At 67.0% G+C, this 18,818-nt stretch carries 15 protein-coding genes and 4 pseudogenes; 15 read left to right on the top strand and 4 right to left on the bottom strand.

Features of this window, described 5'->3' with window-relative positions:
* Positions 1-245 precede the first annotated feature (245 nt).
* Positions 246-599, top strand: coding sequence for a WhiB family transcriptional regulator (locus K9U37_RS18725; protein ID WP_308197413.1), 354 nt, complete (start codon positions 246-248; stop codon positions 597-599).
* Positions 600-773: 174 nt separating this feature from the next.
* Here K9U37_RS18725 and K9U37_RS18720 read toward each other — a convergent pair.
* Positions 774-2,205: pseudogene (locus K9U37_RS18720) on the bottom strand (IS1182 family transposase).
* Positions 2,206-2,307: 102 nt separating this feature from the next.
* Positions 2,308-2,730, bottom strand: coding sequence for a metallopeptidase family protein (locus K9U37_RS18715; RefSeq protein WP_243073463.1), 423 nt, complete (start codon positions 2,728-2,730; stop codon positions 2,308-2,310).
* A gap of 162 nt (positions 2,731-2,892) precedes the next feature.
* Between K9U37_RS18715 and K9U37_RS18710 the strand changes: the two genes are divergently transcribed.
* The 5 genes from K9U37_RS18710 to K9U37_RS18690 all read left to right on the top strand — a co-directional run bounded on the left by K9U37_RS18710 (position 2,893) and on the right by K9U37_RS18690 (position 8,029).
* Complete coding sequence (locus tag K9U37_RS18710) at positions 2,893-3,318, top strand: DUF3499 domain-containing protein (protein WP_243072967.1); 426 nt, start codon at positions 2,893-2,895, stop codon at positions 3,316-3,318.
* Between the two features lie 76 nt (positions 3,319-3,394).
* Complete coding sequence (locus tag K9U37_RS18705) at positions 3,395-4,789, top strand: phosphomannomutase/phosphoglucomutase (RefSeq protein WP_243072966.1); 1,395 nt, start codon at positions 3,395-3,397, stop codon at positions 4,787-4,789.
* A complete protein-coding gene (locus K9U37_RS18700; RefSeq protein WP_243072965.1) occupies positions 4,786-5,859 on the top strand; it encodes a TobH protein in 1,074 nt (357 codons plus the stop codon). The genes K9U37_RS18705 and K9U37_RS18700 overlap by 4 nt, the downstream gene beginning before the upstream one ends.
* 7 nt (positions 5,860-5,866) lie before the next feature.
* Positions 5,867-7,093 (top strand): mannose-6-phosphate isomerase, class I, encoded by a 1,227-nt coding sequence (gene manA / locus K9U37_RS18695; protein ID WP_243072964.1) that lies wholly within the window; start codon positions 5,867-5,869, stop codon positions 7,091-7,093.
* Between the two features lie 15 nt (positions 7,094-7,108).
* On the top strand, positions 7,109-8,029 hold the full coding sequence (locus K9U37_RS18690; protein WP_243072963.1) for a cation diffusion facilitator family transporter: 921 nt from the start codon (positions 7,109-7,111) through the stop codon (positions 8,027-8,029).
* Here the strand turns inward: K9U37_RS18690 and K9U37_RS20730 are convergent.
* A pseudogene (locus K9U37_RS20730) lies at positions 7,986-8,111 on the bottom strand (hypothetical protein); the annotation flags it as partial. The gene K9U37_RS18690 and the pseudogene K9U37_RS20730 overlap by 44 nt on opposite strands.
* Before the next feature lie 224 nt (positions 8,112-8,335).
* Positions 8,336-8,629 carry a heme-binding protein gene (locus K9U37_RS18685; RefSeq protein WP_243073462.1) on the bottom strand — a complete coding sequence of 98 codons (294 nt, stop codon included), beginning with the start codon at positions 8,627-8,629 and terminating at the stop codon, positions 8,336-8,338.
* A gap of 689 nt (positions 8,630-9,318) precedes the next feature.
* On the opposite strand from K9U37_RS18685, the pseudogene K9U37_RS18680 reads away from it, so the two are divergent.
* The 9 genes and pseudogenes from K9U37_RS18680 to lpqB all read left to right on the top strand — a co-directional run.
* A pseudogene (locus tag K9U37_RS18680) lies at positions 9,319-10,047 on the top strand (transposase family protein); the annotation flags it as partial.
* A gap of 171 nt (positions 10,048-10,218) precedes the next feature.
* On the top strand, positions 10,219-10,980 hold the full coding sequence (locus K9U37_RS18675; protein ID WP_243073461.1) for an amino acid permease: 762 nt from the start codon (positions 10,219-10,221) through the stop codon (positions 10,978-10,980).
* 114 nt (positions 10,981-11,094) lie between these two features.
* A pseudogene (gene alkX / locus K9U37_RS18670) lies at positions 11,095-11,373 on the top strand (TetR family transcriptional regulator AlkX); the annotation flags it as partial.
* 40 nt (positions 11,374-11,413) lie between these two features.
* Positions 11,414-12,424, top strand: a complete 1,011-nt coding sequence (locus K9U37_RS18665) for an NADP-dependent oxidoreductase (protein ID WP_243072962.1) — start codon at positions 11,414-11,416, stop codon at positions 12,422-12,424.
* 44 nt (positions 12,425-12,468) lie between these two features.
* On the top strand, positions 12,469-13,923 hold the full coding sequence (gene ahcY / locus K9U37_RS18660; protein ID WP_243072961.1) for an adenosylhomocysteinase: 1,455 nt from the start codon (positions 12,469-12,471) through the stop codon (positions 13,921-13,923).
* Between the two features lie 81 nt (positions 13,924-14,004).
* Positions 14,005-14,637: a dTMP kinase gene (locus tag K9U37_RS18655; protein ID WP_243072960.1), complete on the top strand. Its 633-nt coding sequence runs from the start codon at positions 14,005-14,007 to the stop codon at positions 14,635-14,637.
* Between the two features lie 53 nt (positions 14,638-14,690).
* Positions 14,691-15,377, top strand: coding sequence for a two-component system response regulator MtrA (gene mtrA / locus K9U37_RS18650; protein ID WP_243072959.1), 687 nt, complete (start codon positions 14,691-14,693; stop codon positions 15,375-15,377).
* Positions 15,374-17,038, top strand: coding sequence for an MtrAB system histidine kinase MtrB (gene mtrB, locus K9U37_RS18645; RefSeq protein ID WP_243072958.1), 1,665 nt, complete (start codon positions 15,374-15,376; stop codon positions 17,036-17,038). The genes mtrA and mtrB overlap by 4 nt, the downstream gene beginning before the upstream one ends.
* Complete coding sequence (lpqB, locus tag K9U37_RS18640; RefSeq protein WP_243072957.1) at positions 17,038-18,804, top strand: MtrAB system accessory lipoprotein LpqB; 1,767 nt, start codon at positions 17,038-17,040, stop codon at positions 18,802-18,804. Before mtrB ends, lpqB begins: the two co-directional genes overlap by 1 nt.
* Positions 18,805-18,818 lie beyond the last annotated feature (14 nt).

Below are 18,818 nucleotides of genomic sequence, written 5' to 3'. Positions count from 1 at the left end.
TCACCTCCGAGACACGCCGGGGCATCGACTCGCCGAATTCCCGCAGGAAAGTGGTATCAAATTCTGTTGAATCGCTTGACCGGACCATCGTGGGCGTGTCTAATCACATCTGTGTCATTTCGCGGTCCATGCGCCGTTTTCGGTGTCGCAGACCGAGATTCGACCGTATGTTCGAACTGGGATGGCCACACTTTCATAGTGGGCGACTGATGCAGGTATCTACGAAACCAGGTGAGGAGGCGGAAATGTCCTATCAGCACTTCATTGGCGCGTTGGGGGCGCCGCACACCATTACCGGCTCGCAGAACACGGGGGCAACGGCACGCGCTCATTTGAGTCTGGTGCGCGATCCCGTCTATGTGACACCGATGGAACCAGGCGACGAGCAGTGGCAGGAACGCGCGCTGTGCGCGCAGACTGACCCTGAGGCGTTCTTCCCCGAGAAGGGTGGTTCCACCCGGGAGGCCAAGCGCATCTGCCTGGGCTGCGAGGTGCGTGATTGGTGCCTCGAGTACGCCTTGGCGCATGATGAGCGCTTCGGTATCTGGGGCGGACTTTCCGAACGGGAGCGTCGTCGCCTCAAGCGCGGCATCATCTAGCCCGGCACTGCCCCTAGGTGCGTGGGTCTGTAACGAATCCCCGGGGCGTGGTGGGGTGTTGGTCCAGGTCGAGGACTGTGGGGTGTCGGAATGGCCAGCCGTTTCGCGTGGCGGCGAAACACTTTTGCGGTTCGGGTGGGTCGCGGGGGCCCGCCATACGGGCCCCAGATCACCTCAAGCGGTGGCCAGCGTCGTTGTTCCGGTGTAGGAGAACAGCTTTCGCAGGTTGTGGCAGGCGGCGAGGAGCCGCCATTCGGACCGGGCGGGATCGTGGCCACGCAGCAGGAGCTGGCCCGCTCCCTGGGTTGTCTTCATCTGCCCGAACACGGGCTCGACGATGACCTTTCGCCGGGAGTAGGCAGCCTTACCCTTCTTCGTGCGCAGCTTGCGCGCCATCCGAGCCTTGGGGGTGGCATTCGTTGGGATCCGGCCCCGCGGCGCATGCGGCACCGTTTCGCCGTGTTTGAGTCGACCCGTGGCGATCAAAGGATCGGTGCCCGCCGCGTGTGCGGCGGCGATGTTGTCCTCGCTGAAATAACCGGCATCGGCGAGCATCTGAGCGGGCGTGGCCCCGGTGTTGGTGATCGTCTGATCGAGCAGGTCGCCTAACGCGGGATTGTCGGCGCCGGAGGCCGCGAAGTCGGTCGCGACGATGACCTGATTGGGCCTCGTCGACCACCGCCTGAGCGTTGTAGCAGTAGTGGAAGCTGCCGTCGGCGGTCTTCATGATCCGGCTGTCCGGGTCGGTGAAGTTGCGCTGCGCCTTGGGCTGCGGGGTGGCGGACTCCGCGGCCCGCCGAGCCGATTCCTCGGCCACCTCACCGGCCTGACCGGCCTTGGCCGCTTTGGCGCGGGCCTTACCGGCGGCCTGATCTTTCGCGTGTTGTTCCAGGTCGGCCTTGGCTTTGCGGATCTTCGCCAGCCGTGTCTCGCGCCGGGCCAGCTCCCCCTGCAGGTCACCGCCACGATTGTCGACACCGTGGACGGCATCCTCCTGCGCGTCGACACGCTGGGCCTCACCCATCATCTCGGCGACCTCCGCCGCCAGCCGCGCGTGCGCCTCGACCATCCGGTCGTAGCTCATCGCCTTGTGCCGCGAGGCGTTCGCCCGGACCTTGGTGCCGTCGAGGGCCACCCGACCCATCGTCACCATGCCCGCCTCCCGGCACAGCGTGAGCACCTCGACGAACAGTGCCTCCAGCGCGTCAAGATGACGGGTCCGGAATCGGGCGATCGACCGGAAATCCGGTGCCGTGTTCGCCGACAAGAACCGGAACGCCACATCGTCATGGCAGCGGGTCTCGATCTTGCGGGACGAACGCACCCCGGTCGTGTACCCGTAGAGCAGCAATTTGAGCATCAACCGGGGGTGATAGGGCGGAAAGCCGCGGGCCTCGGTGTAGGCGGCCAGAAACGGTGACAGATCGAGAACCTCGTCGACCAGTTCGGACACGAACAACGCCAGATGATCGCCGGGAAGCCAGTCCCGCAGCGACGGCGGCATCAGAAACGACTGATCCTGGTCATACAGCCGGAACGTCTTATCGACCGGACCCTGCCCCCGCGCCCGCGGAGACCCCGCCACCCCACAATCGATCTCCAACATCTGATCCCCGGCTGCTGTCACGCTCACAACCCAAGCCTTGTCGATCGCACGCCCAGACAGCAGAACGACACACCCACGACCGCAAGTTACTGACCCACGCACCTAGTCCTCTTCGATGCTCGGGTCGATCACCGATGGCTCGACTCCTAGATATGTGGCGACCTGAGCCACCAGAATGTCATGCAACAAATCGGTCAAGTCAATGGAATCCTTGGCCCGCCGTTCGATGGGCTTGCGAAACAGCACGATTCGCGCACGTGTGTTCTGACCGCGAACGTCGACTCCGGCCGGGATCAGCCTGGCCAACGCAATAGGGCCGTCGGCAACGACCTCCGGTGGCCACTGCACACTGTCCGGGTCTTTCGGTGCGATGCGCGGAATCTCGTCGACGGCGACGTCGAGCCCGGTGAGCCGTTGCTGCCACCGTCGCTCGATCGGCTCGTAGGCCTCCAGCACCGCCATGTCAAAGCGCTCGGCGCGGCTGCGCCAACCCGGCACCGTGGGGGGCAGCAGTGGGCCGCGCATCTCACGGCTGCGGCGCGACCCGGCGCCACCACCGGATCGCCCACCTCGCCGGGAACTGCGGGAATCGACCACGGGAGCGATCGTAACGGTTGTGAATCGGCGGCCTCGCGCCCGCGCGTGTCCGCCGACCTCCCGTGATAGCTGCGCGATAACCTCACGGACGTGAATGTTCCGCGTCGCTGCTGCCGGCCCGCGTGCCCCCACTATGCGGTGGCGACATTGACGTTCGTGTACTCCGATTCCACGGCCGTCGTCGGACCCCTGGCGATCGTGCGCGAGCCGCATTCGTGGGACCTGTGCTCCGGCCACGCCAACCGCATCACCGCCCCGCGCGGCTGGGAATTGATGCGCCATGCCGGTCCGCTGCCGGAATTCCCCGACGACGACGATCTGATCGCCTTGGCCGACGCGGTCCGTGAGGGCCGCGAGTTGTCCTCCGCGGCTCCCATCGCCGGATTCTCCGACCCCGGCGGCGCGGCGCACGCGCCGGCGCCGGGCGCCGGGATGATGCCGTCGGCCGTGCACCGGCCGGCCGCGGCGGGTCGGCGCCGAGGGCACCTGCGCGTCCTTCCGGATCCGACGGACTGACCTGAAAGGACACCCGTACCGGGGCGTCCGAACAGATAGGCTGGCGGCCAAGAGTCCCCCAGTCAGGAGATCCGCCATGTCCAGGCCCGCCGCCGTGGTCAACCGTGTCATCAAGGCTTACGACGTGCGTGGTCTGGTCGGTGAGGAGATCGACGAAGCCTTTGTCGCCGACGTCGGCGCGGCATTCGCTCGCCTCCTGCGCGGCGAAGGCGGCCAGGGCCGCCAGGTCGCGGTCGGATATGACATGCGGGAGAGCTCACCAACCTTGTCGGCGGCATTCGCCGAAGGTGTGACGGCCCAGGGACTCGACGTCGTGCGGATCGGACTGGCCTCCACCGATCAGCTGTACTTCGCCTCGGGTTTCCTCAACTGCCCGGGTGCGATGTTCACCGCCAGCCACAATCCGGCCGCCTACAACGGCATCAAGCTGTGCCGGGCCGGGGCCAAACCGGTCGGCGACGACACCGGTCTGTCGATCATCCGCGGCGAAGTCATCGCCGGAGTGCCGGCCTACGAGGGTCCTCGCGGTGATATCCGCGACCAGGATGTGCTCGCCGACTACGGCCAGTTCCTGCGATCGCTAGTGAACATGACCGAACTGCGCCCGCTGCGCGTCGCGGTCGATGCCGGCAACGGCATGGCCGGGCACACCGCGCCCGCCGTGCTGGGTCCGATCTCCGCACTGACCCTGCTGCCGCTGTATTTCGAGCTCGACGGAACGTTTCCCAACCACGAGGCCAACCCGCTGGAACCGGCCAACCTGGTTGATCTGCAGAAGTTCGTCCTGGCGTCGAATGCCGACATCGGCCTGGCCTTCGACGGCGATGCCGACCGCTGTTTCGTAGTCGACGAACTCGGCAAGCCCATCTCGCCGTCGGCGGTCACCGCGCTGGTCGCCGGACGCGAGCTGAGCCGCGAGATCGGTGCGGCGGTGATCCACAACCTGATCACGTCGCGGGCGGTGCCCGAGCTGGTGATCGAGCGAGGCGGCACACCGGTGCGCTCCCGAGTGGGGCACTCCTATATCAAGGGGCTGATGGCCGACTCCGGTGCGATCTTCGGTGGCGAGCACTCCGCGCACTACTACTTCCGGGACTTCTGGGGTGCCGACTCGGGCATGCTGGCCGCGTTGCACGTGCTGGCCGCCCTCGGTGAGCAGGATCGTCCGCTGTCGGACTTGATGGCTGACTATCATCGTTACGAATCGTCCGGCGAGATCAACTTCCGCGTCGACGACGCCCCCACTTGTGTCGAAGCGGTCCTCAAATCCTTTGGTAGCCAAGTTGTTTCACTCGACCACCTGGACGGTGTGACGGTCGACCTGGGCGACGGGGCATGGTTCAACCTGCGCACCTCCAACACCGAGCCGCTGTTGCGGCTCAACGTCGAGGCGCGCACCGCTGAGGAGGTCGACGACATCGTCCGGCGAGTGGGCGCGGGGATATCCGCGCACAGCGAGGCTGTCACATGAGTGCGCCGCACGCCACGGTCGATCTCGACGACGCCGAGGGCCTGTTGGAAGCCGACCGCGACGGGCTGCTGCGGGCCGCGGCGAGTGCGGGGGCGCAGGTGCGTGCCACCGCGGCGGCTGTCGAGGAGGGCGCGCTGGAGTCGGTGACCGGCCATCGGCCGCGCACCCTGATCTGGGTCGCCGGCCGCGGTCCGGCCGAAACCGCGGGCACGATGCTTGCCGCATCGTTCAGCGGGATCGCCGCCGAGCCCATCGTCGTGGCATCCGAATCGCCACCGTGGATCGGCCCACTCGACGTTCTCGTGGTGGCCGGCGACGACCCGGGCGACCCGGCCCTGGTCAGCGCCGCCGCCACGGCCGTGCGCCGGGGTGCCGGCGTGGTGGTCGCCGCCCCGTACGAGGGCCCGCTGCGCGATGCCACCGCCGGGCGTACCGCCGTACTGGCCCCGCGACTGTGGGTGCCCGATGAGTTCGGCCTGTGCCGCTATCTCGCCGCCGGCCTGGCCACCCTGCAAGCCGTCGACCCGGGGTTGCAGACCAACCTCACCGCGCTGGCCGACGAACTGGACGCCGAGGCGCTGCGCAACAGCGCCGGCCGTGAAGTGTTCACCAACCCGGCCAAGGCGCTCGCCGACCGGATGACCGACCGCCAAGTCGTGCTCGCTGGTGACTGTGTCGCCACCTTGGCACTGGCTCGTCACGCCGCGGCGGTGGTGCTGCGGGTTGCGCATCAACCGGTGGCGGCAGCCGGACTGGCCGACGCGGTGGTCGCGTTACGTGCTGGAATGGCAAAGGGTTTCGCGACCTCCGGGGACGCACTGTTCCACGATGAGGAGATCGACGGGCCGCTGCCGAGCCGGACGCGGGTGCTCGCGTTGACCCTGGACGCCGAGCGACCGGCGGTGGCTGCGCGGGTGGCGGGGCTGGATGATGTGGACGTGGTGGGGGTTGAGGACGTCGGTGAGGCCGGCTCGGTTCCGGTGCTGACTGAGCGCGCCGAACAGCAGCTGGCCACACTGGCGGTCCGGTTGGAGATGGCCGCGGTTTACCTGAGACTGGTGGGGGGATAGCAGGGCAGTGGAGCTGCTACGAGGAGCGATACGCACCTACGCGTGGGGGTCGCGCACCGCGATCGCTGAATTCACCGGAAGAACATCACCTACAGCGCATCCCGAGGCCGAGTTGTGGCTCGGGGCCCATCCGGGCGACCCGGCCTGGCTGGAGACGGGCACTAGCGAGACGTCGTTGCTCGACGCCGTGCGCGCCGATCCCGAAGGCCAGCTCGGCTCGGCGGTGCGCGCCCGGTTCGGCGACGTGCTGCCGTTTCTGGTCAAGGTGCTCGCAGCCGACGAGCCGCTGTCGCTGCAGGCTCATCCCAGCGCTGAGCAGGCCATCGAAGGCTATCAGCGCGAGGATCGTCTCGGCGTGCCGCTGAACTCGCCGATCCGCAACTACCGCGATCGCAGCCACAAGCCGGAGATCCTGGTTGCGCTGGGCGAGTTCGAGGCGCTGGCCGGGTTCCGCCCGGTTGCCCGGTCGGCCGAATTGATGCGCTCGCTTGCGCTTTCCGAACTCGACCCGTACATCGCGCTGCTCAGCGGGCAGTCCGATGCCGACGGCCTTCGCGCGCTGTTCACCACCTGGATCACCGCACCGCAACCCGACCTGGACGCGCTGATCCCCGCGGTCTTGGAAGGCGCGGTCGGCTACGTCCGCTCCGGCGCAACGGAATTCGCGGCCGAAGCCAAGACCGTCCTGGAACTCGGCGAACGTTATCCGGGCGACGCCGGCGTGCTGGCCGCGCTGCTGCTCAACCGGATCACGCTGCGGGCCGGGGAGGCGATCTTCCTGCCGGCCGGAAACCTGCACAGCTATCTGCACGGCGTGGGTATGGAGGTGATGGCCAACTCCGACAACGTGCTTCGAGGTGGTCTGACCCCTAAGCACGTCGACGTCCCGGAGTTACTTCGGGTGCTGGACTTCACCCCGGCCGACCACGCCACCCTGCACCCGCCCACTCGTCGCGACGGCATCGAGCTGGTCTACGACACGCCTGCGCAGGAGTTCGCCACCTCGGTGCTGATGCTCGACTCCGAACGCCTCGGCCGCGAGATCGACGCCCCGGCACGGCACGACGGCCCGCAGATCCTGGTCTGCACCGAGGGTGCGGTCGTGGTGTGCGCCAAGTCCGACGTGGTCACACTGCACAAGGGCTCCTCGGCGTGGGTGGCTGCCGACGACGGCCCGATTCGGCTGAGGGCGGATCAGCCGACGAAACTCTTCCGCGCTACGGTTGGTCTCTAAACAGGAGGACAACGCATGTCGACCGAGGGCAGCACCAAGGCGATCCTGGCGGCGCTGGCGGCCAACGCGGGCATCGCTGCGGCGAAGTTCGTCGGATTCCTGATCACCGGCAGTTCCTCGATGCTCGCCGAGTCCGTGCACTCGGTCGCCGACACGTCCAACCAGGGGCTGCTGCTGTTCGGCCAGCGCCAAGCCCGCAAGGAAGCCGACAGTCTGCACCAGTTCGGCTACGGACGCAGCCGCTACTTCTACGCGTTCGTGGTGGCACTCGTGCTGTTCTCACTCGGCGCGATCTTCGCGCTCTACGAGGGCTATCACAAGATCTCGCACCCGCAGCCGCTGACCTCACCGCTGGTCGCCATCGTCATCCTGGTCGTCGCTATCGGCTTGGAAAGCTACAGCTTTCGCACCGCGATGGTGGAGTCGCGGCCGCTCAAGGGCGGCAGCAGCTGGTGGGAGTTCATCCGGCGGTCACGTAACCCGGAGCTGCCGGTGGTGCTGCTGGAGGACACCGGCGCGCTGATTGGTCTTGTCTTCGCGTTGCTGGGCGTCGGCCTGACCGTGCTGACCGGCGACGCGATCTGGGACGGCATCGGCACGATGATGATCGGCGCGCTGCTCGGGGTCATCGCGGTCATCCTGATGATCGAGATGCACAGTCTGCTCATCGGCGAGGGTGCCACCGCCGACGACTGCACCGCCATTCAGACCGCGCTGGAGCAGACCGAACACGTGGACCGTGTCATCCACCTGCGCACCCAGTATCTGGGCCCGGAGGAGATGCTTGTCGGTGCCAAGATCGCGTTGGCGGCCGACACCGATCTGCTCACGGTGGCGACCACCATCGACAATGCCGAGGCGGCGGTGCGGGCCAAAGTGCCCGCAGCCAAGGTCATCTACCTGGAACCGGATCTCGATCGGGCTGTGCGGGTTTAGCGCCGCGCTGTCCACCACAGCCCCATTCGGTCTCGGCGGCACCGAGGAACTGATCGAGCAGCGACCCCACCGGGCGATACCATCACGTCCTGAGCTCACGCATCCAGGCCACCCGGGTCTCCGCCCGCGGCTACCGCAACCGCGAACACTTCAAGACCGCGATCCACGTCCACCTCGGCGGACAACAGCCCTATCCGGCCATGCCACGACCCACGGACTTCCCGGAAGAGCCCAGAAATGGGGTTCCGCCGCGCCGAAATGGTATCGGCGAAGGTACGCGGGCGCTCGCGCCCGACCCACACCCGCTTAAGGCGTAGCGGCGTCGGTGCCAGAGCCGCAGCGGGCCTTCAGGTCGACCAGTGGCTGGCGGATGGCCTGAAGTTCGGCCTGCTCCTGCGGATTGGCCGCAAGGTAGTCCTGCACCTGGGTCCGGATCTGGTCACGGGGCTGGCCTTGAAGACCGGTGAAGAAGTCGTTCACCCACGGATGGGTGAACAGGTACACCGACGTTCCCGCTGAGACACCCGCCGCTACCTGTGCAAGATCGCCGGCAGTGCAATTGGGGGGATCGGCCAGCGCCGACGGGACAGCGGCGAACATCACACCGACGACTGCGCCGGTACCGAGCGCACCGACAGCAGCGCTAGGACCAGACGGGCATTGAGCAACATGACGGACTCCTTTAATCAATTCGGTACGAAGAGCCACGGCAACCCATTCTGCGATCACCGTGAGGTCGGATCGGGTGCTGTCGTTGCCGAGCCTGCCCGCACTACCGGCGACCACCGCCACCGCGGACGATCGGGACATTGACATTCGGAGGGTTGAAGTTCGGGACTATGTCCGCGATGTCATCTCGGACGTTAAGGTCCGGGATGTCGACGTCTGGGATGTCCAGGTCACGATGTCGTCTGGGACATTGACATTGGGAAGGTTGACGTTGCCTGGGACGTTGGGGACGTTGACGTCGGGGACATTGATATTGCCCGGGACGTTGGGCAAGTTGACGTTCGGGATATCAAGGTTGGGGACGTTGATGTCCGGTCCGGGAATGTCGGGGCCAGGGATATTGAGGTTTTCTCAGTAATTTCCCCTCTGAAGAGTTGACAGGACGATTGCGGCGGCAACAATCTGGCCAATTCTGGTTGGGCACAGTGAGGTTTTCTCACTTGGGGCGTGTGAGGTTGGTGTGACTGGAGTTTCCAGCGTGTCGTGAGAGCAGGACGTGGGGTCCCTGCTCAAGGATCGGTTTCGACCAAGAAAGCCGTTCCGCTGCAAGAGGACCCCACGTGTTCACCTACTCTGCCATCTGCGACGTCCCCGAGGAAACCCTGCTTCATGTGACTACGTTGCTGCACGCGCACCGGCGCGAGATCGGCACCCGCGCCGGGCGACGCGCGGGCACGGTACGCACGCAGGCCAAGCTGGTGCTCCGCTGGTTCCGCGACGACGCCCCGATCCGGCTGCTGGCCTTCGAGGCCGCGCTGCCGATCTCCACCTGCTACCGGTATCTGCACGAGGCGATCGACGTGATCGCCGACCAGGCACCCGACCTGCACGACGTGCTCGACCGGGCAAAGGGACAGGGCTGGTCGCATCTGACGCTGGACGGGACGCTGATCGAGATCGACCGGGTGAACGAGCGCGCCGAGGCCGGTCATCACCTGTGGTACTCGGGTAAGCACAAGACCCAGGGCGGCAACGTGCAGATCCTCGCCGACCCGCGCGGGTTCCCGGTGTGGTCCAGCGAGGTCGAACCGGGCAGCGTGCATGACATCACCGCTGCCCGCGCACACTGTCTGGGCGCGCTGTACAAGGCCGCCGCCGACGGTCTGCCGACCTTGACCGACAAGGGCTACCAAGGGGCCGGGATCGGGGTGCACAGCCCGATCAAGGGCCGCGACCTCGCCGTTGACAATCGCAGCTACAACGCGCTGCTGACCGCGATCCGAGCGATCGGGGAACGCGCGAATGCCGAACTCAAAGAACGCTGGCGGTGCCTTCGGCGAATCAGACTGTCGACGGGATTTCGCCTGCCGGGGAGGAGATCGCCTGGGTGGTCGGCGCCTGAGTTCGGACGTTCAGCTTCGCGCCCCGGTGTCGTTTCGCCAGTCCCGCCGGTCGGCCCACGACGACCCACGTACCCTCCTGCATCACCGGATGATCGGGACAACCGAAGGGACATGGCGATGACCCGTAACTGGCGGACCAAGTCGGTGGAGCAATCCATCCTCGACACCGACGAACCCGGCACCCGGCTGCGCAAGGACCTCACCTGGTGGGACCTGACGGTGTTCGGCGTCTCCGTCGTCGTCGGTGCCGGTATCTTCACCGTCACCGCGTCGACATTCGGCAACATCACCGGCCCGGCGATCTCGGTGTCGTTCATCATCGCGCACGGCCAGGCCAACCTCGCCACCGCCTTCGCCATCAACGGGGTCGCCTGGGCGGCCAAGGTGATCTCGATCGGCGCGCTCGCCGGCTTGACGACCGTGGTCATGGTTCTGGTGCTCGGCCAGTCCCGGGTGCTGTTCGCCATGTCGCGCGACGGACTGCTGCCGCGGACGCTGGCCCGCACCGGTCCGCACGGCACGCCGGTGCGCATCACCGTGATCGTCGCCGTCCTCATCGCGGTCGCGGCCACGGTGTTCCCGATCGGAAAGCTCGAGGAGATGGTCAACGTCGGCACGCTGTTCGCGTTCGTGCTGGTGTCGGCCGGCGTGGTCATCCTGCGGCGCACCCGGCCGGATCTGGAGCGCGGGTTCAAGGCGCCGTTCGTGCCGGTGCTGCCCATCCTGTCGATCGCGGCTTGCGTGTGGCTGATGCTGAACCTGACCGGTCTGACCTGGATTCGGTTCGGCATCTGGATGGTCATCGGCATCGTCGTCTACCTCGCCTACGGCCGACGGCACTCGGTGCTGGGCCAGCGAGAGGCGGCTGCCACGAGTTAGGTTACAAAACTGCCCGGACTGCGGCGCGGCCCTGTCGGACTTCGAGATGGTGAAAGTCGCCCGGCCGTGACCACCGCCGCGTCGGCTACCCTCGCGCGCGCTGCTGCGGGACGCTCCCTGCTGTCCGGCGAGGCCGAGCCGGACCTGCTGCAATTGATCACCACCGACAGCGCGCCGATCATCACCCGGTCCTCCCAGCGACTGACCGAGGCGTTCGTGAGCAGCTCGGTGCACGCCAGCGAGGAGGACGCCGGGGTGATCGCCCGGGCCGTGGTCCGCCTCGCGCTGAGTTACGTCTCGATGCCGCCGGAGGCCGACAACGACGTCGCCGCCGACCTGGCGCGGCTGATGACGCCGTTCGCCGAGCGTTACGGAGTCCAGGACGTTTCCTGATCGTCATCGGCCGTGTTTCGGCCGCGGGTACGGTGCGCCCATGGCCGAAACAAACCGCCGCTTCCTTCTCCGTGAACGCCCGTCCGGACGAATCGGTCCGGACACCTTCGAACTGAACGAACAACCGGTCCCCGCGCTCGGCGACGGCGAGGCGCTCGTCCGCGTCGACTGGATCTCGCTGGACCCCACCAACCGGATGTGGATCAACGACACACCCACATACCTGCCCCCGGTCGGCATCGGCGAGGTGATGCGCGCGGCGGGGATGGGCGAGGTGGTGGCGTCGAACAACCCCAACTACACGGTCGGCCAGACCGTTCAGGGCCTGCTGGGTTGGCAGGACTACGCGGTCGTGTCGGAGACGTCGATGGTGAATCTGGTCGACGTCGCCGACGGTGTCTCGCCGAGCGCCTATCTGGGCGTACTCGGGATGACGGGACTCACTGCGTGGGTCGGCATCCGGGACATCGGCAAGCCGAAGCCGGGTGAGACCGTCGTGGTCTCGGCCGCCGCGGGAGCGGTCGGCTCGGTTGCCGGTCAGCTGGCCAAAGCCTCCGGTGCCCGCGTGGTGGGTGTCGCCGGCGGACCGCAGAAGTGTGCCCTGCTCACCGACGAGCTGGGGTTCGACGCGGCAGTGGACCATCGTGCCGACGACTGGGCCGCCCAACTCAAGGCGGCGACGCCGAACGGTATCGACGTCGACTTCGAGAACATCGGCGGCCCGGTGATGGATGCGATCTTCGGGCGATTGAACATCAGCGCCCGGGTGGCGCTGTGCGGCCTGATCTCGGAGTACAACGCCGAAGACCCGCCGCCCGGACCGCGGGCGTTCGGCAACCTGCTGATCCAACGCGCACTGGTGAAGGGATTCATCGTCCTCGACCACTTCGGCCAGGCGCCGGAGGCGGTCACCGAGATCGCGGGCCTTCTGCAGCAAGGAAAGCTGAAGCCGCTCGAGACGGTCGTCGAGGGCTTCGAGCAGCTGCCGACCGCGATCAACATGCTGTTCGACGGCAAGAACGTCGGAAAGCTGGTCGTCAAGCTTCGCTGAACCCGGTATGGTCCCGGCCAGTGGTGCGGGATAACGTTGTCGGCATGACTTTGACTGCGGACTCGCGCAACGGAATCGACTACAAGGTCGCCGACCTGGAATTGGCCGAGTTCGGCCGCAAGGAGATCCGGCTCGCCGAGCATGAGATGCCCGGCCTGATGTCGCTGCGCCGCGAGTACGCCGACGTGCTGCCGCTGAAGGGCGCGCGGATCTCCGGCTCGCTGCACATGACGGTTCAGACCGCCGTCCTCATCGAGACCCTAGTCGCGCTCGGTGCGGAGGTGCGCTGGGCGTCCTGCAACATCTTCTCCACCCAGGACCACGCGGCGGCGGCCGTCGTCGTCGGCCCCCACGGAACCCTGGAGGAGCCGAAGGGCACCCCGGTGTTCGCGTGGAAGGGCGAGACGCTCGAGGAGTACTGGTGGGCCGCCGAGCAGATGTTGACCTGGCCGGGTGAGCCGGCGAACATGATCCTCGACGACGGTGGCGACGCCACCATGATGGTGTTGCGCGGCGCCCAGTACGAGAAGGCCGGTATGGTGCCGCCCGCCGAGGAGGACGACTCCGCGGAGTGGAAGGTGTTCCTCGGCGTACTGCGCGAACGGTTCGAAACCGACAAGGACAAGTGGACCAAGATCGCCGAATCGGTCAAGGGTGTCTCCGAGGAGACCACCACCGGCGTGTTGCGCCTGTACCAGTTCGCCGCCGCGGGCGAGCTGTGCTTCCCGGCGATCAACGTCAACGACTCGGTGACCAAGAGCAAGTTCGACAACAAGTACGGCACCCGGCACTCGCTGATCGACGGCATCAACCGCGGCACCGATGTGCTGATCGGCGGCAAGAACGTGCTGATCTGCGGCTACGGCGACGTCGGCAAGGGTTGCGCGGAGTCGTTGAAGGGCCAGGGCGCCCGCGTCGCGGTGACCGAGATCGACCCCATCAACGCCCTGCAGGCGCTGATGGAGGGCTTCGACGTGGTGACCGTCGAGGAGGCGATCGCCAACGCCGACATCGTCATCACCTCGACCGGCAACAAGGACATCATCACCCTCGACCACATGAAGGCGATGAAGGACAAGGCCATCCTGGGCAACATCGGCCACTTCGACAACGAGATCGACATGGCCGCCCTGGAGCGCTCCGGCGCCAAGAAGATCAACATCAAGCCTCAGGTCGACGAGTGGGTGTTCGACAGCGGCAAGTCGATCATCGTGCTCTCCGAGGGCCGGTTGCTCAACCTCGGCAACGCCACCGGTCACCCGTCGTTCGTGATGAGCAACAGCTTCTCGAATCAGGTCATTGCTCAGATCGAGCTCTGGACCAAGACCGATGAGTACGACAACGAGGTGTACCGCCTGCCCAAGCACCTCGACGAGAAGGTAGCCCGCATCCACGTCGAGGCGCTCGGCGGCTCGCTGACCAAGCTCACCAAGGATCAGGCGGAGTACATCGGCGTCGACGTCGAGGGCCCGTACAAGCCGGAGCACTACCGCTACTGAGCCGCTCGCGTTTGCGCACAGGGCGCCGGGGTCTGCCCAACGCGCCCAACTGCGGCCAGTTCTGAGCACTAGGCTCGCTGCGTGCTGATCGTCATCGAGGGACTCGACGGAGCTGGCAAACGCACGCTGGGTCGCGGTCTGCAGCAGGCCTTCGAGGCCGACGGCCGGTCGGTGACGACGCTGGCCTTCCCGCGCTACGGCGACTCGGTCACCGCTGACCTGGCCAGCGAGGCACTGCACGGCCAGCATGGTGATCTCGCGGACTCGGTGTACGCGATGGCGGTGCTCTTCGCGCTCGACCGTGCCGGGGCCAAGGACCAGATCGCCGCGCTGTGCGCCGCGCACGACGTCGTCGTCCTGGACCGCTACGTCGCCTCCAACGCCGCCTACAGTGCCGCGCGTCTGCACCAGGACGCGGAGGGGGAGGTGGTGTCCTGGGTGGGCGAACTCGAGTACGGGCGGTTCGGCCTGCCCAGGCCCGATCGCCAGATACTGCTGGACGCATCGGTCGAACTGGCCGCCCAGCGCGCCCGGCGCCGGGCCGAGCAGGAAGCCGACCGGGCCCGCGACGCCTACGAGCGCGACGACGGCCTGCAGCAGCGCACCGGGGCGGTGTACGCCGGTTTGGCGGCGGCGAACTGGGGCGGGCCGTGGTCGGTCGTGGGCCCGGACGTCGATCCGGCAGAGCTCGCCCGGTCCGTGCGCCCTGGGTAAATGTCGCAACTCGCCCGTGTGGTAGCCGGGGTTTGTCGCGGTTCGGTGACACCATGGACAATATGAGGCAAAGGATTCTGGTTGTCGACGACGACCCGTCGTTGGCCGAGATGCTCACCATCGTGCTGCGGGGTGAGGGTTTCGACACCGCGGTCATCGGCGACGGTTCGCAGGCGCTGACGGCGGTGCGTGAGCTGCGCCCCGACCTAGTGCTGCTGGACCTCATGCTGCCCGGCATGAACGGCATCGACGTGTGCCGGGTGCTGCGTGCGGATTCCGGTGTACCGATCGTCATGCTGACCGCCAAGACCGACACCGTCGACGTGGTGCTCGGCTTGGAGTCGGGCGCCGACGACTACGTGATGAAACCGTTCAAGCCGAAGGAACTCGTCGCACGGGTGCGTGCCCGGCTGCGCCGCAACGAGGACGAGCCGGCCGAGATGCTGTCGATCGCCGACATCGACATCGACGTGCCCGCCCACAAGGTCACCCGCAACGGTGAGCAGATTTCGCTGACGCCGCTGGAGTTCGACCTCCTGGTAGCGTTGGCACGCAAACCGCGACAGGTGTTTACTCGAGATGTGCTGCTCGAACAGGTGTGGGGTTATCGCCACCCCGCTGACACCCGTTTGGTGAACGTGCATGTCCAACGGTTGCGGGCCAAGGTCGAGAAAGACCCGGAGAACCCGCAAGTGGTGCTCACCGTTCGAGGAGTGGGATACAAGGCCGGACCCCCGTGATCCGCGCGCGCGTTCGTGGTCCGTGGGGGCGTTCAGGCCCCCTGGTTCGGGGCACGAGTGCGCTGAGTCGGGCGGTCGCACGGATCTGGCGCCGCTCGCTGCAGTTGCGCGTCGTGGTGCTGACACTGGGTTTGTCGCTGGCGGTGATCCTGGTGCTCGGTTTCGTGCTCACCAGTCAGATCACCAACCGGGTGCTCGACGTGAAGGTGCGTGCCGCTACCGAGGAGATTGACCGTGCACGCAACACCGTCAGCGGCATCGTCAGCGGTGAGGAAGCGCGGTCGCTCGACAGCAGCCTGCAGCTCGCGCGCAACACGTTGATCTCCAAGACCGGCCAGTCGTCCGGCGCCGCGCTGGCCGGCACGTTCGACGCCGTGCTGATGGTGCCCGGCGACGGACCGCGGGCGGCCACCGCCGCCGGACCCGTCGATCAGATCCCGAAGTCGTTGCGCGACTTCGTCAAGGCCGGACAGGTCAGCTACCAGTATTCGGCCGTGCGCACCGAGAGCTTCTCCGGTCCGGCACTGCTGATCGGAACTCCGACTCCGTCGCGGGTGCCCAATCTCGAGCTGTACCTGATCGTCCCGCTCAATGGCGAGGAGAGCACCATCACCCTGGTGCGCGGCACCATGGCCACCGGCGGTGTGGTGCTGCTGGTGCTGCTGGCCGGGATCGCGCTCCTGGTCTCCCGGCAGGTGGTGCTGCCGGTGCGCTCGGCATCACGCATCGCCGAACGCTTCGCCGAAGGTCACCTCTCCGAGCGGATGCCGGTGCGCGGCGAGGACGACATGGCGCGGCTTGCGGTGTCGTTCAACGACATGGCCGAAAGCCTTCAACGCCAGATCACCCAGCTCGAGGAGTTCGGAAATCTGCAGCGCCGGTTCACCTCCGACGTCAGCCATGAGTTGCGCACGCCGCTGACCACCGTGCGGATGGCCGCGGACCTGATCTACGACCACTCGGAGGAACTCGACCCGGCGCTGCGGCGCTCGATCGAGCTGATGGTCAACGAGCTCGACCGGTTCGAGACCCTGCTCAACGACCTGCTGGAGATCTCCCGCCACGACGCCGGTGTGGCCGAGCTGTCGGTCGAGGCGGTCGACCTGCGCTCGACGGTCAACAAGGCCCTGGGCAACGTCGGGCACCTCGCCGACGACGCCGGAATCGAACTGCTCGTCGACATGCCCGAGCAGGAGATCATCGCCGAAGTCGACCCGCGCCGGGTGGAACGCATTCTGCGCAACCTGATCGCCAACGCCATCGACCACGCCGAACACGAACCCGTGCGCATCCGGATGGCCGCCGACGAGGACACCGTCGCGGTCACGGTCCGCGACCACGGTGTGGGGCTGCGGCCGGGCGAGGAGAAACTGGTGTTCAGCCGGTTCTGGCGATCTGACCCATCGCGGGTACGTCGCTCCGGGGGCACCGGGCTTGGTCTGGCGATCAGCATCGAGGACGCCCGGCTGCACCAGGGCCGGCTGGAGGCCTGGGGTGAACCCGGCACGGGCGCATGCTTCCGGCTGACGCTGCCGCTGGTGCGCGGCCACAAGGTGACCACCAGCCCGCTGCCGCTGAAACCCCTTGCGACAGAACCCCGGGAAGCCCGCAAACAGCAACGGCAACTCCGGCAGCGCGAACCGGCCGGAGAGAGCGTGTGATGCGCCGGTTGCTGGCCATGTTGATGGTCGGACTGGTTGCGGCGGTGGCGGGGGGATGCGCAGGAGTACCGAATTCGTCGGCCCCGCAGGCCATCGGAACCGTCGAGCGGCCGCAGCCCAAGAGTCTGCCCAAGCCCACCCCCGGCATGGACCCCGACCAGTTGTTGCGCGAATTCCTCAAGGCCACCGCCGATCCGGCCAACCGCCACCTCGCGGCCCGGCAGTTCCTCACCGTGTCGGCATCGAACTCCTGGGACGACCAGGGCAGCGCGTTGCTGATCGACCAGGTGGTGTTCGTCGAAACACGTTCTCCGGACCGGGTTTCGGTGACGATGAAAGCCGACATTCTGGGCTCGCTGTCAGACGTCGGCGTGTTCGAGACGGCCGACGGACAACTTCCCGACCCCGGTCCGATCGAGTTGCTGCAGACCCCCGACGGCTGGCGGATCAACAAGCTGCCCAACGGGGTGTTCCTGGACTGGCAGCAGTTCCAGGCCACCTACAAGCGTGCCACCCTGTATTTCGTCGATCCCACGGGCAAGACTGTGGTGCCCGATCCCCGCTATCTGGCGGTCTCCGATGCCGATCAGTTGGCCACCGAACTGGTGAGCAAGCTGATCGGCGGACCGCGTCCGGAGATGGCCAATACCGTGCGCAACCTGCTCGGCCCGCCGCTGAAGATGATCGGCCCGGTGACCCGCGCTGACGGCGGTAAGACCGGCATCGGTCGAGGCTACGGCGGCGCCCGCATCGAGCTGGAGAACCTGACCACCACCGATCCGCACAGTCGGCAACTGCTTGCCGCACAGATCATCTGGACCCTGGCCCGGGCCGACATCAAGGGCCCCTACGTCATCAACGCCGACGGCGCGGCACTCGACGATCGGTTCGCCGACGGCTGGAACACCACCGACGTCGCGGCCACCGATCCGGGTGCAGTCGACGGCGCCTCGGCCGGCGTACATGCGCTGGTCGGCGGCGCCATGGTGTCGCTGGACGGCCAGCGGGCGACCCCGGTGCCCGGATCGTTCGGCGCGATGAGCGGCCAGTCGGCGGCGGCGCTGTCGCGCACCGGCCGCGATATCGCCGCGGTGGTGACGCTGCGCCCCGGCGCGCCGGACATGGCGTCGTCGTTGTGGATCGGCCCCAACGGCGGGGCCGCCGCGCAGGCCACGGATTCCCGGTCGCTGACCCGGCCGTCGTGGGCCCTCGACGACGCCGTGTGGGTGGTGGTGGACGGCAACAGCGTGGTGCGGGTGATCCAGGAGGAGGCCTCGGGCCAGCCCGCTCGCATCCCGGTGGATTCCGCCGCGGTGATGTCGAGGTTCCCCGGCGCGATCACGGAGTTGCAGCTGTCCCGTGACGGAACCCGGGCGGCGATGGTGATCAACGGGCAGGTGATACTCGCCGAGATCGAGCAGACCCCGGTCGGTGAATTCGCGCTGACCTATGCGCGCCGGCTGGGTTTCGGCCTGGGCTCCTCTGTGGTGTCACTGTCCTGGCGCACCGGTGACGACATGGTGGTCACCCGCACCGATCCCGCCCACCCGGTGTCCTATGTGAACCTCGACGGCGTGAACTCCGACGGGCCTAGCGGCAACCTGGTGATGCCCGTGTCATCCGTTGCGGCCAACCCCTCCGCGGTCTACGTCTCCGACGCCAGGGGAGTGTTGCAGCTGTCGGGCACCACTGCGGAGAACGGCCAATCCTGGTCGGATGTAAGGCCTTTCATGATTCCGGGCGCCGTTCCGGTGCTTCCCGGCTGACAAGGAGAGCAGCT

The sequence above is a fragment of the Candidatus Mycolicibacterium alkanivorans genome (assembly GCF_022760805.1).
GTDB classification, from domain to species: Bacteria; Actinomycetota; Actinomycetes; order Mycobacteriales; family Mycobacteriaceae; genus Mycobacterium; species Mycobacterium alkanivorans.
The sequence above is the reverse complement of the archived record's forward strand: the minus strand, read 5'-3'. Positions and strand labels throughout refer to the sequence as shown.

Excerpts from the sequence above, each read along its gene's own strand:
- K9U37_RS18700 (WP_243072965.1), top strand. The coding sequence starts at position 4,786 with ATGAGTGCGCCGCACGCCACGGTCGATCTCGACGACGCCGAGGGCCTG.
- mtrA (WP_243072959.1), top strand. The coding sequence starts at position 14,691 with ATGGACAATATGAGGCAAAGGATTCTGGTTGTCGACGACGACCCGTCG.
- K9U37_RS18705 (WP_243072966.1), top strand. The coding sequence starts at position 3,395 with ATGTCCAGGCCCGCCGCCGTGGTCAACCGTGTCATCAAGGCTTACGAC.
- K9U37_RS18675 (WP_243073461.1), top strand. The coding sequence starts at position 10,219 with ATGACCCGTAACTGGCGGACCAAGTCGGTGGAGCAATCCATCCTCGAC.
- K9U37_RS18715 (WP_243073463.1), bottom strand. The coding sequence starts at position 2,730 with ATGCGCGGCCCACTGCTGCCCCCCACGGTGCCGGGTTGGCGCAGCCGC.
- ahcY (WP_243072961.1), top strand. The coding sequence starts at position 12,469 with ATGACTTTGACTGCGGACTCGCGCAACGGAATCGACTACAAGGTCGCC.
- K9U37_RS18685 (WP_243073462.1), bottom strand. The coding sequence starts at position 8,629 with ATGTTCGCCGCTGTCCCGTCGGCGCTGGCCGATCCCCCCAATTGCACT.
- K9U37_RS18725 (WP_308197413.1), top strand. The coding sequence starts at position 246 with ATGTCCTATCAGCACTTCATTGGCGCGTTGGGGGCGCCGCACACCATT.
- K9U37_RS18665 (WP_243072962.1), top strand. The coding sequence starts at position 11,414 with ATGGCCGAAACAAACCGCCGCTTCCTTCTCCGTGAACGCCCGTCCGGA.
- lpqB (WP_243072957.1), top strand. The coding sequence starts at position 17,038 with ATGCGCCGGTTGCTGGCCATGTTGATGGTCGGACTGGTTGCGGCGGTG.
- K9U37_RS18690 (WP_243072963.1), top strand. The coding sequence starts at position 7,109 with ATGTCGACCGAGGGCAGCACCAAGGCGATCCTGGCGGCGCTGGCGGCC.